Annotated in this window: 9 protein-coding genes; 3 read left to right on the forward strand and 6 right to left on the reverse strand. The window is 55.6% G+C overall.

All coding sequences use genetic code 11. The features are described 5' to 3' along the window. Nucleotides 1-100 precede the first annotated feature (100 nt). Together AC07U5_RS16020 and AC07U5_RS16025 are read right to left on the reverse strand one after the other, a co-directional pair. Nucleotides 101-2,614 (reverse strand): CoA transferase, encoded by a 2,514-nt coding sequence (locus tag AC07U5_RS16020; protein WP_494723613.1) that lies wholly within the window; start codon nucleotides 2,612-2,614, stop codon nucleotides 101-103. Between the two features lie 24 nt (nucleotides 2,615-2,638). Next, complete coding sequence (locus AC07U5_RS16025) at nucleotides 2,639-4,327, reverse strand: GMC family oxidoreductase (protein WP_494723614.1); 1,689 nt, start codon at nucleotides 4,325-4,327, stop codon at nucleotides 2,639-2,641. Nucleotides 4,328-4,486: 159 nt separating this feature from the next. On the opposite strand from AC07U5_RS16025, the gene AC07U5_RS16030 reads away from it, so the two are divergent. Then, on the forward strand, nucleotides 4,487-5,413 hold the full coding sequence (locus AC07U5_RS16030) for a LysR family transcriptional regulator (RefSeq protein WP_443276693.1): 927 nt from the start codon (nucleotides 4,487-4,489) through the stop codon (nucleotides 5,411-5,413). Nucleotides 5,414-5,991: 578 nt separating this feature from the next. After that, nucleotides 5,992-6,333 carry a hypothetical protein gene (locus AC07U5_RS16035; protein ID WP_494723615.1) on the forward strand — a complete coding sequence of 114 codons (342 nt, stop codon included), beginning with the start codon at nucleotides 5,992-5,994 and terminating at the stop codon, nucleotides 6,331-6,333. Between the two features lie 75 nt (nucleotides 6,334-6,408). On the opposite strand, the gene AC07U5_RS16040 is transcribed toward AC07U5_RS16035, so the two are convergent. Together AC07U5_RS16040 and AC07U5_RS16045 are read right to left on the reverse strand one after the other, a co-directional pair. After that, a complete protein-coding gene (locus tag AC07U5_RS16040; protein ID WP_494723616.1) occupies nucleotides 6,409-7,320 on the reverse strand; it encodes a glycosyltransferase family 2 protein in 912 nt (303 codons plus the stop codon). Between the two features lie 172 nt (nucleotides 7,321-7,492). Continuing rightward, nucleotides 7,493-8,212: a transglutaminase-like cysteine peptidase gene (locus AC07U5_RS16045; protein ID WP_494723617.1), complete on the reverse strand. Its 720-nt coding sequence runs from the start codon at nucleotides 8,210-8,212 to the stop codon at nucleotides 7,493-7,495. 498 nt (nucleotides 8,213-8,710) lie between these two features. Between AC07U5_RS16045 and AC07U5_RS16050 the strand changes: the two genes are divergently transcribed. Then, nucleotides 8,711-9,490 (forward strand): metallophosphoesterase, encoded by a 780-nt coding sequence (locus AC07U5_RS16050; RefSeq protein ID WP_494723618.1) that lies wholly within the window; start codon nucleotides 8,711-8,713, stop codon nucleotides 9,488-9,490. A 1,221-nt stretch (nucleotides 9,491-10,711) separates the two neighbouring features. On the opposite strand, the gene AC07U5_RS16055 is transcribed toward AC07U5_RS16050, so the two are convergent. Both AC07U5_RS16055 and xerD read right to left on the reverse strand, forming a co-directional pair. Further along, on the reverse strand, nucleotides 10,712-11,665 hold the full coding sequence (locus AC07U5_RS16055) for an acetyl-CoA carboxylase carboxyltransferase subunit alpha (RefSeq protein ID WP_112360675.1): 954 nt from the start codon (nucleotides 11,663-11,665) through the stop codon (nucleotides 10,712-10,714). Between the two features lie 63 nt (nucleotides 11,666-11,728). Then, nucleotides 11,729-12,682 (reverse strand): site-specific tyrosine recombinase XerD, encoded by a 954-nt coding sequence (xerD, locus tag AC07U5_RS16060; RefSeq protein ID WP_494723619.1) that lies wholly within the window; start codon nucleotides 12,680-12,682, stop codon nucleotides 11,729-11,731. Nucleotides 12,683-12,694 lie beyond the last annotated feature (12 nt).

Below are 12,694 nucleotides of genomic sequence, written 5' to 3' on the forward strand. Positions count from 1 at the left end.
GTGCGATGGTAAGGTTCGAGGCCCATCGACGCCATCGCGTCCTTCGGCGGGCTGCAAGCCGCTTCGGTATCCTCCTCAGAACCCGAAGCCGCCTCTCATACTAGCTCGGCAGATATTCGGCACTCCACGTCTCGCTGACCGTGCCGGATGCGATCAGTCTATCAATCTCGGCGTCGGTGTAGTTCAAGGAGCGTAGCACGATGCGCGTAGAGGCCCCGTATTTCTCCGCTGGAGCGACCGCCGTAACCTTTCCGAGTGCCGGACGAATAGCAAACGGATCAAGCTGAGTGACGGTGTGACCACTCGGGTGATCCGGGAAAATGGAGAAGGAGTAGCTGCCACGGTCGGTGCCTGGCGTCCCATCGGCAATACGGGCACTTCTCCTGCGGATCGTCTCGATGTTTTCGCACAGCGATGCACCAATGTCGGCTCGGCGCAAACGCTGCAGCCACGTTTCCGCGGGTTCCGCCATGAAGGCCTTCTCCAGATATGCCAGGCGATCGGGCTCTGGCATGCCTATAATCTCCCGCAGTTCCGGAACTTTGGCGAAGCGCGGCAAATCTCTTTCCGAGGCGCAGAGCAGCAGATGATCACCCGAGGCCGTTTCGTAAAGCCGTGAGAGTGCGTCATAACCCTTGGTTTTGCGACCGGACGGCTCATTAAAAGGCCCCCGTCCAGCATAATCGTAGCAGAACGGTATCTGTGCCAGACCCGTCAACGCCGAAAGCGACGTGCGCGGGCGGCCGATCACACCTGTCCTCGACTTCTGATAAAGCGCTGCCGCTATGCCCAGGGCCGCTCCGAAACCGCACATCACGTCGATCGTTCCGACATGCGCATGTTCTTCCGGCGTCTCCATCGAGCCACCGAAACGTAACATGATGCCCGTTGCCGATTGGACCAGGTCGTCATAGCCGAGATAGTCTGTACGCGGCCCGGTTTGCACACCCCCGAAGCAATCGAGCTGGCAGAAGATCGCTTGTGGATTGATCGCTTTCAGGCTCTCTGCATCGAGCCCCATCGCTTTGACCTGACGATCCGTGGCATTCCAGACTACGACATCGACGCAGCGCACCAGGTTCTCGAATACGATACGCCCGTCTGGGGAGCCGATATTCATCAAAACCGATTGCTTGCCGCGCATATGCGACATGCCGAAAATCACCGTGTTCCAGCAGTCGTAGAAGGGCTTTGACGGATCGATCTTGATAACGTCCGCACCGAAGCGGGCAAGATAGGCGACGGAATGCGGACCTGCGATGACGTTGCAGAGATCGAGCACCTTCACGCCATCCAGCCAGCCACCTTGAGCTCCGGCGACAGGAGACGGAAGCGATGCGCGTTCATTCCGTTTAAACAGTGCAAGCGCCTCGTCTGCGGTTCCCCAGCGCCTGGGATGAGGTGCGAGCATGGCTTGTCCGCTTTCCTGCAGCCATGCCATTGGCCCCGGCTGCACCATACGACCGAGGATTGGGTCGTCCACCTCGATCATCAGGCCTGCGGCTTTTGCGTGATCGTCGGCGATCCATTCCTTCAGCCAGCGCTGCGGGGCACCTGGGAAGAGGCCCTCGCCGAAAACCCGCTCCCATTCATCGGAGGTTTTCGTCAGGAAGACGTCTTTCATCCGCGTCGCGATCTTGTCGGCCCAGAATTTCGGAAGAGGATAAACGCCAAGCGATACATCCGAAGACCATTGGGAAACGGGCAGATAGGTATCGTCTTCCTCGCGAAGCCCCTCGGCAACCAGTTCGTCGTAAAGGCCCATCGCCTGCAGGCAGCGCTTCGCGTGGTTCTTGTGGCTGGGGCAGACGACATAGAACATGCGCCCGTCAGCGCACATGTAACTTCGGTAAAAGGGATCGAGGAACTCCTGAAGGTCGTCGTAGGACATGTCCATCGGCAGGCCGTCTTTGCGCCGCCGTTCAATTTCCCGTTCGCGCTGCGTCTGGTATCGCAGCGGATAATCATCGATCAGGATCGAATTGTAAGAGAGACCTTCCATAACCGCGCTTGCCAGCGGCACTTCGATATGATCGCCGTGACCCGTCCGCTCGCGTGCCTGAAGTGCCAATACCGTCGCGGAGGCGGCAAGCATGGTGCCATAGGCCGACGAGAGCGGCAGTGGCGAGAAGGATGGGTTGATGCCCATCAGGACGCGATTGAGACCCATATCCGTAAAGACGCCGGACGAAGCGGCAATCACGGCTTCGAATGCGCGCCAGTCGCGGCGAAGCTCGTCGTTGGACGCAAAGCCGGGGATCGACAGTGTGATAAGATCCGGCCGCACGTCGCGTAGCGCGGCAAAATCGATGCCGAGCCGGGCGAGCACACCGGGCCGAAAATTCTCAACGACGATGTCGGCCTCGTCGATAAGCGCCGACGCCTGCTTCAGCCCCTCTTCCGTCTTGAGATCGAGGTTGATGGTCAACTTGTTGCGGTTGAGGATGGCGTTTGCAGGATTGTTCCAGAGCGGACCGCCTGGCGGATCGATATGCACGACGCTCGCCCCAAGATCGCCAAGGATCATCGCGACGGCGGGACCGGCAATATATTGCCCGAAATCAACCACCCGGACGCCGGAAAGAGGACGTGCGGAGCGCGAGATCGATGTCATTGCTGTTGTCTCCCCAAAAAAATTCTACGCACGCGCATCGGCAACGATCCACCCGGCTGCCTTTTCGGCAATCATCAAAGTGGGTGCATTCGTATTGCCGCTCGTAATCTTAGGCATGATGCCTGCGTCCACAACACGCAGCCCTTCGATGCCGCGCACCTTCAGACGGCTGTTCACCACGGCCATCGGGTCATCGTCACGGCCCATCTTCGTCGTTCCGACCGGGTGAAAAATGGTATTGGCAATATCACCGGCAAGCCGCGCCAACTCTTCGTCACTCTGGAATTGCGGTCCTGGCTTCCATTCCTCGGGCTGGTATTTCGCCAGTGCTGGCTGAGAAACGATCCTGCGCACCTGCCGCAGGCTTTCTGCGGCAATCTTCCGATCTTCGTCCGTGCTGAGATAATTTGGCGCGATCGCCGGAGCGTCTTCCGCCTTGTCAGACCGGATATGCACGCGGCCCACGGATGTCGGATTGAGGTTGCACACACTTGCGGTAAAGGCGGGAACATTGTGCAAGGGTTCGCCAAAGGCGTCCAGACTGAGGGGCTGGACGTGATACTCTAGGTTGGCATGCGGCTGGCTTTCATCCGAGCGGGTGAATGCGCCAAGCTGCGAGGGCGACATGCTCATGGGGCCGCTGCGCTTGAGCACATATTCCAGCCCGATCATCGCTTTCCCGACGGTGCTATTGGCAAGCGTATTTAACGTCCTTGCCTTCCCGACCTTGAACACCGCGCGGATTTGCAGATGATCCTGAAGGTTCTCTCCCACCCCTGGAAGGTCATGCGCCACCTCGATACCATGCTGTTTCAAAAAGCCTGCCGGGCCGATGCCGGACAATTGCAAGATTTGCGGTGAACCGATCGCACCGGCAGAGAGGATGACTTCCCGGCTGGCCCGCGCTTCGACGCGTTGACCCTGACGTTGCAGAAGGACACCAGTGCAACGCTTGGCACCTGAGGCATCGGTCTCAAGGACCAGCCGTTCGACATGGGACTCCGTCCAGATGGTCAGGTTTGGGCGATTTTTCACTGGTCGCAGGAAAGCCTTCGATGTGTTCCAACGCCAGCCAGACCTCTGATTGACCTCGAAATATCCGACCCCTTCATTGTCACCACTGTTGAAATCATTCGACCGCGGAACGCCAGCCTCGACAGCAGCCTCGGCAAAGGATTCAAGAATGTCCCATTTCAGCCGCTGTTTTTCGATGCGCCACTCCCCCCCATGGCCATGCATATCGGAAAACCGGCTATTGTCTCCGGTCTTTGGATCGGCCCCATTGTCGAGACGATAATGATCTTCATGCGCCATGAAGTCCGGCAAGCAATTTTCCCAGGACCAGGCATCATTGCCCGTCATCTTCGCCCAACCATCGAAATCCCGCGCCTGACCGCGCATATAGATCATGCCATTGATGGACGAGCAGCCGCCCAGAGTTTTTCCGCGTGGGTAGCGTAGCGACCGCCCGTTCAGGCCGGCATCCGGCTCGGTCTTATAAAGCCAGTCGGTCCGCGGGTTACCAATGCAATAGAGGTAGCCAACCGGGATATGGATCCAGGGATAGTCGTCCTTGCGCCCCGCCTCCAGCAGGAGGACGCGCATGGCGGGATTGCGGCTGAGACGGTTTGCAAGCAGGCAGCCCGCCGAACCGCCCCCGACGATGATGTAGTCGAACATGTTGCTGGAAGGGCGAGAAATAGAGCGCGTCATCGTGCGACCTCAAAGGTTCGGCCGCTCGCCTCATTGGCGCAAGACTTGATGATGGACACAACCATTTCGCTCCTCCCATATTTCTGCTTCTTGGAATAGCGGAGGCGGAGTGTGAAAATCCAATGACAAATTACATGGGGCATTATAAGTAAAATTAATATGCTTCACGCCACTGACCTCAAAACCTTAAGGGCATTCGTCGCTGTTGCGCGCGCTGGAAACGTCACGCGCGCCGCCGAGGAACTTTACGTGACACAGCCTGCGGTGACGCTGCAGTTGAAGCGGCTCGCCAACGACACCGGGCTCACCCTGTTCCGCCGCACGTCGACCGGACTTGAATTGACTCAAGAAGGGGCTCTGCTTGCGGCGAAGGCTGAGCAGGTCCTGGCAGCTCTCACAGACTTTGGGCAGACCGCTGGCCATTTGGCGTCGCGGGTACGCGGAAAGCTTCGGATCGGCACGATCATCGATCCAGAATTCACCCGTTTGGGGGCGTTCCTCAACGCGCTGATCGAAAGCGGCCCGGGCATCGAGACCACGTTGCGGCATGGCATGAGCGGAGACGTGGCAGAGGGCCTGCGGCGAAACGAGCTGGACGTCGGTTTCTATCTCGGGGATCCGAAAGACCATGATCCGTCCCAGGAGATTTCCTCAAGCGGCACACCATCGCTGTTTTACGCCTACGAACTTGCGCAACTGACCTATCGGGTCGTGGCTCCGCCCTCACTCGCGGCTCTCGTGCGGGAGGGCGACTGGTCTCTGGTCGCATCTCTCCCCTGGATTGGGACACCGCACGCTTCCGTCCACAACCGGTTGCTCACGCGCCTTTTCACCAACCTTGGCCTTCGGCAAAACATCGTTGCCGAAGTCGATCAGGAGGCGTCCATGGTGGCGATGGTGCGAACAGGAATAGGTTTGAGCCTCTGCCGCGAAACGATCGCTCTCCACGAACAACAATCTCACGGCCTCGTCATCGCCGATAAGCTCCAGATCTCCACAAAACTCAGCTTCATGTGCCTGGACGCGCGCGTGAGAGACCCAGCCATATCGATAGCCCTCGACGCCATCCGACGCGTCTGGGGCTGATAGGCGCTCGGCGAGTCACCGCCACGGGATGTTCTGATAACCGGACCAGAAGACACCTCATGCGGCACCTGCCGACCCAGCCCGCGGCGCCCCCAGTGCGGCAGTTAACTTGCCTCAATTTCTCTTTTGATTTCGCTCCGGCGGCTTGGGTTATGGGTCATCAATGAAAATTGTTTCGCATCGCCTGACGTGATTGCACTATCAATCTACTGGGGTGCCGCGGAACGATACTATCACGCGCGTTACCTCTGGCCGGATCGACATTCAGGGTTCCCAAATCACTCGATCGTTGATTCATAGGTTAAGCACTGAGGCTTTGATAGCGGTGAAGCAATATGAGTTGAACGAGGCGCAATGGTCTAGAATTGCGCCCTTGTTCCGGCGGATGATCTCAACCGGACCACAACTGACGAGCGGGACAATCAATATCTGATGACCGAAAGCACCATCGTGCGTGCGCATCAACAGGAGGTAAACGGAAAGGGGGACAAGGATCGGGCGCTGGGGTGTTCCGGAGGTGGACTGACCGCCAAAATCCATATGCTGTCTGATGCACTCGTCGACCTTCGCGCTTTATCGTGACCGCAGACCAGCGCGATAACATCACACAGGTTCCTGCGCTTCTGGATGGCCAGAAGGACAATGCTAGCCTGGCCGATAAAGCCTATGACAGCAACGCCTTGAGGGCAACGATCAAGGCCACGTGTACCGAAGCGGTCATCCCTTCGGACCGCATCCGCAAGATCGTCATCACGCACGATCGGATCGCCGCAGCGCAACCGTATCTAGCGGTGCTTCAATCGCCTCAAAAATTTCCGCCGCTTCGCAGCCCGCTACGAACCCAGAACCATTCACTTCACCGGATTAATCCGTCTCGCCACCACGATGACTTGGATCCGGTGAATGTCGATCGGCCCTAAAACATCCCACTCTAGAAGCGCAAATGCAGCCGCGCCCATATTCAGCAGGTGTTGGAGGGAAGCGTTTGGTATTTCTCAGCGTCTGCCGGAAAAGCTTGCGATGATGTTCTGTGTGCCCGGTGGTCGGATCAGGGGCAGACTGAATCGTCTAGCGAACTTCAATAGGCTTTTTAGATGCGTCTTCCCGGCAAAGCTGAGCGGGCTAGCGGCGCTTGAGCGCTGATGGTCATGTACAAGTTGCGCCTGGGGCAAGCACTGAACACGGTATCCCTCGCACCAAACTCTCGCGCAGAGATCAACATCTTCCATATAGAGAAAGTAGTCCACGTCCATGCCGCCAACCGCATCAAGGACGTCGCGTTGAATGATAAAGCCCGTGCCCATCACCCACTCTGCGTCGAATGGAAGATTCCTAGCGTAAGCATCCTGCATCAAGTGGCGTTCTATGCGCTTTGGCATGAGTGGCGAAAGGGCTTTACTGCGCCGCGCAAAAATATCAAGCGCAGAGTAAAAACGACGTGCGGAGTACTGACGAGTTCCGTCTGGATTGATAAGATCCAGTCCAACTATTCCGACGTCCTCGTTTTCTTCCATATGTGCGATAACGGTAGAGACGCTGTCGTACTCGAAATAGGTGTCTGGATTCAAAATGAGAAAATACTTCTCACTTAAACCACGGCAACCGAAATTGACACCTGCCCCAAATCCTCCGTTAGACGGGGACTGGATAATAGAAACCTCTGGAAGGGCAGCCGACAATTCCTCAAAAGAGGCGTCCCCAGAGCAGTTTTCGACAATAGTAATTCTAGATGGGGAGACAATGCCGTGCCGTAAAATCGATCTAACGCAACGGATTGTAAGAGCCGATGTTCTATAGTTAACAATAACAACGTGAAGTTGGTGTTTTAAGCACATTTGTTGCCCCATCAAATATGCATTCATCTTTGAGATGCGCACTTTATCGCACTGCGAAATATAATAATCCATATGACATGAGCGATGCGCTAAAGCAAGACATTACAATTATGACTTCCTACGGAAGCAACATTGCTTTAGCGTTTTATAATTTATTGACCTCGACTCGCGCAGCATATTTTCAATTTCAGGCTGCTAACAATCTTAATTTTGGGCATTTCTTTTCACGTCGCAACGCAAGAGGTTATTTTTTCGTATTGTAGATTCCGATGTCGCTGAAGACCTGCACAACAGGCACCGGCGGTTTGCGCGTCACTCTTGCTGGGCGCCGATCTCTTGCTCTGTCGGACACCAGAACAGGTCGAATCGGCCGAGATTGCATTGATACCCAGATTTCTGGATTTGACGACTGCATCTTCAACCAGAAGAGATCAGTCTTCGTCCAATCTTTGACCTGAGAAGTCCGATTGTCGAGAACGAGGTCGCCTTTGGAAGTCCGGACGACCAGAACAGCGTGCCCCTCGCCCGACGGCGTCGTAGCGACTGCCATACGCAACGCTCGCGATGGCCACCCGAGCTCTAGGAGGCGTTTGCGTTTTGTAAGAGCATAATCTTCGCAATCCCCAGTGGAGACATCGACGCTCCACACATCAGCGGTGGGAGAGTCATTCTTCGGTCTGATGCTGCCGTTAACCCTTGAATTTACTCCGAAGAGTTCTGCTTGGCGAGCATCCGTCAATTCGACGACGCCGCCTCCGGTATCTTTGCATTGATCCGCATTCTTCATGCAGAAGGCAACGCTTGCGAGGGGAGCAAGCGTGAACTCCCCATCAACGATTCTTTTGACGTCGGCTCCGAGATCACGGGCGTATCCACCCACGCCTGCGGCAAGCAAAGTGGAAGGTGCTAAAGTCAGAAGTCCGATGAATGCAGCGATATGAAGGGTTACGTTTCTTGTAGTCATTGGGTTATCCTCTTCAGATATCCCGACTATGAACGAGGTCATTCTACATCCCGTTCAAAGAATCGCTAAAATGCAATCGATGCTGCGTGTTCTTGCTTAGAATGACGATGCATTGGATTTTTCGCCAACCGCGACGGTTCGAAAGTGATCGCGGCGCATAGCGTGAGCCTTGGCAATTTGCCGCATCAGCACGCGCAGAGGCCAGCTCATTTTACCCATTCTCAATTTCGAGACATATTGGCTGAATCTCCAAATTATTGACCAGTTCACCAAGCCTTTCTCGATGTCGAATACAATCCCAATGATATTTGATCTGATCTCGGACCTCCAGTTTAATGACTTAGCAGAGTCTGATAAATATACTCCGCGCCAGTCTCGTGGGCGGTACATGCAGCGATGCCCGTTTCTTCGGGACTTCGAGGCCAAATGCGATAGCGGACGTGGGAGTTTTATGGAAAAGCAAAAACGCTTGCGCCACTGGCTAGGGGCGGTTGCCTTATGAAATGGATACACAGCACTTTCTTCAAGAAAAAGAAGGAAGTCGCAACGTTACGCAGACGGATAAATATCGGCGATCAAGAACCAAGCTACCCGATTTACGCGATTGGCGACGTACATGGCTGCATCGATCTTCTGCGTGATGCGGAAAACAGGATCGCCGATGATATGAGCAAATCGAAACGAACCGGGCTCGTTATTCTACTAGGAGATTATGTCGCTAAGGGGCCTGCTTCTCAGATGGTGCTCGACCATTTAATCCGGCCAAGCGCCCACGGTCTAAGACGAGTGGCTCTATGTGGCAACCATGATGATCTTTTCTACAAAGTTCTTCAGGATCCAGACGCTCACCCAAATTGGCTCAGTCAAGCAGGGAAGCAGACCTTGCTTTCTTACGGGATAGATCTCGATTATCTAAGATCCCAAAAAGGACTTGCTGCCAACGCGCTAGCTCAGGTTATGAAAGACAGTATCCCTGCTGAGCACATCGATTTTCTGGCGGGTCTGCCGGTCACCCTGAAGGTTGGAAGCCATCTCTTTGTCCATGCGGGTGTTAGACCTGGTGTGCCTCTTGATGCGCAGCGCGAGAGCGATCTCCTATGGATACGCGAGCCATTTATTTCTCAAGGCCCAAATCTCCCTCTGCTTGTCGTTCACGGTCACACGCCGCGAATCGAGGTCTCTTTCGGACCAGGTCGGATAGGGATTGACACCGGAGCCTTTCAAACCGGAAATCTGACCGTATTGAAACTAGACCGGGGCGATGTTGCGATTTTGTAGTTTCTGTTAAGTCTCGACGCCCGAAGTCGCAACCTCGTTGCGCTTTGCCTCGCGGAACATCCGCCCTCAACCTTCGTGCCCGGTCAAACATTTGCGGTTCTACAGAGATGCTGCGATAATAGACGCGACGTTCTAGGAGTTCTGCTTTTAGCAAGCTCGTAAAAGGAGTTTCCTATGCAGACGCTTCTCATCATTCTGACTTTGTTAACGATAGCCCCGTGCGCTTATGCCCAACAGGTTCGTAATTTGGAGGTCCAGCCCGATGGAACCGGTGGTTACATCGGAACTTATGGAAACCAGAATTTTCAAGTTCCTCCAAACAACGGCCCTTCTGTTAAGCCTAATGCCAGCCGCAGGCACGTTGGCCCGCCTCCGGTTGTTATTGTCCCCAACGGAAGTGTGAACGGTGACACCCACAAACGTTGTTACTTGGACGGCAATGGGCAAGCATCGTGTCACTAATTTTGGCGGCTGCTTGAACGAGATGCCTCCAATGAAGTTCCGCATTATGTACTGTTGAAGAAAGAGGAACGCGATTCGAATTTTCTGGCAACTAATGATCGGCGCAATCAAATTTCGGACTTCAGACTTATATTCGCTAGCAGTCGTTGCGTTAAATCGAAATACAAATTCTGAGAAATTGTGTTGGTCGCTGTAACGCGACATCCCCGCGTACCATCTGATTGCCTCAACTTCAAATTAATGCCTATAAAACAGCCAAAAGGCGACGAATTTACGATACTGCATCCGTGAAATAGAAGGATCTCAAGTATCTTCATCGCGGCTTCGATAGAAAGAAGCGCCGAAATTTACACTAGCTGCAACTTTTCTCCAACGAACGCGTTCATCTACTGATTATGGGGAGACAATTATGTTTAAAGCTAAAGCAACATTTACTATCAGCTTCGCAGTGTGTGGAGCACTTTTCGTTTTTGTTACCACCACTGCGCAAGCGGCCGATATGATTTCAGACTCGTATTATAAAGAACAAACTGTTCCTACACCCGGGGCTCAGCGCATCAATAGGACGGCTTACCGCGTTGGTGTTCAGCCCGTAAGAGACTGTAATTTACTACGCGTTTCCTACCGTCCTCCATACGTTCCAAGAACTGAAATCTTACAATTCTGCCACGAGCCCCTCGATCTACGGCCCGGACGCACCTAGCAGCGGTCGTCATGCCTCCCATCGGGAGGCCATGCGGCCTAACTTGAGCTAGCGAATTACAGGCTGCGGCCGATATCCAGGAACTTCTGACGACGTTCGGCGCGGAGTTGGCTGCCGGTTTGAGCCGTCAGTTCTTTCAACGCAGTCTCAATCGTTCTGCCGGTTGCGGCGATCACGCCTGAGGGGTCGCGGTGGGCGCCGCCGATGGGCTCCGGGATGATACCGTCGATGACGCCGAGCGCTTTCAGGTCGTCCGAAGTGATCTTCATGTTGGTCGCGGCTTCCTTGGCGCGGGTCGAATCGCGCCAGAGGATGGAGGCTGCGCCCTCGGGAGAGATCACCGAGTAGATTGCGTGTTCGAGCATGTAGACACGGTTGCCGGTGGCGATCGCGATGGCGCCGCCGGAGCCGCCTTCGCCGATGACGACGGACACGATCGGTACCTTGACGTTGAGGCACATTTCCGTCGAACGGGCGATGGCTTCCGCCTGGCCGCGTTCTTCGGCACCGACACCCGGGTAGGCGCCGGCGGTATCGATGAGCGTCACGACGGGTAGAGAGAAGCGGTCGGCCAGTTCCAGAACGCGGATCGCCTTGCGGTACCCTTCCGGACGCGGGCTACCAAAATTGTGCTTGAGCCGTGACTTCGTGTCGTTGCCCTTTTCCTGGCCGATGATGGCGACTGGCTGGCCGTTGAAACGGCCAAGGCCTGCCTGTATTGCGGCATCTTCGGCAAATTTGCGGTCACCCGCCAGCGGCGTGAAGTCGGTGAAGAGCGCGCTCGCATAGTCGATGAAGTGCGGGCGCTGCGGGTGGCGGGCAACCTGCGTCTTCTGCCAGGCATTCAGCTTGGAATAGATGTCCTGCATCGCGTCGTTGACGCGCGATTCCAGACGCGAAATTTCCTCGGACGTATCTATGCTCTCGTCTTCTGCGGCCAGTTTCTTCAGTTCAAGAATCTTGCCTTCCAGGTCCGAAATGGGTTTTTCGAAGTCGAGATAGCTGAGCATGAGATCCGTTTCCGATCGTTTTGCGCAAGGTTTGACCGGGCTCTCCCGGCGGTTCCGGTCGCTCTAATCAAGGTTTTTGCCCTGTTTGGCAAGAGGGTGGTGCGTTTGTACCAACTCTTGGAGGCGTTCTTCCAACACATGTGTGTATATTTGTGTCGTTGAAATGTCCGAATGGCCGAGCAGTTCCTGCACTGCGCGCAGATCCGCGCCGTTCTGCAGAAGATGGCTGGCAAAGGCGTGCCTCAGCACATGCGGCGAGACAGCCGACGGGGTGAGCCCGGCGCGGATGGCGATATCCTTCAAGTCGCGGGCAAACACCTGACGGGGCAGATGCCCCTCCTTGCCGGCGGAGGGAAAGAGCCAGGGGCTTTCTTCGTCTGACTTGCCCTTCGGCGCAAGCGCCTTGCGGGCTTCATCATATCTCTCCATCGCCTCTATCGCCGTTCGTGACAGCAAGACGACGCGATCCTTATTGCCCTTGCCGCGGATCATCAGGAAACGGCCTTCGTGACGCAGGACCTTGGCGGGCAAGGAGACGAGTTCGCTAACGCGCATGCCCGTTGCATAGAGCAGTTCCAGCAGAAGATGCATGCGGATGCGCCCAAGTTGCCCCGGCCCTTCCAGGCTCGCTTCTTCTGCGGCTCTGGCGAGAAGTGCTGTGACGCTGGCAACGCTCATGGTTTTCGGAAGAGATCGACCTTTGCGTGGCGCGTCCAGTATTCCGGTCGGATCGTCGGTGCGAACACCCTCCGAATAGAGAAACTTGTAAAACTGCCGGAGCGCAGAAAGGCGCCGTGCCTGCGAGGACGCGGCAAAGCCTTGGGTAGAGAGATGAGCGAGATAGGCCGAAAGGTCGGCTGTGGTTGCCTCGGTCAATGACGCCTGACGGGATGAGAGAAACGCCATCAGGTCGGTGAGATCGCGCTCATAGGAGGCAAGCGTGTTCATCGCCGCACCGCGCTCGGCGCTCATCATTTCCAGAAAGCCTTCCAGCCGTGCATGATCCTGGCGAGACATGGCTTGCCTGCT

This window comes from Agrobacterium sp. GW821-FHT02D03 (assembly GCF_059421725.1).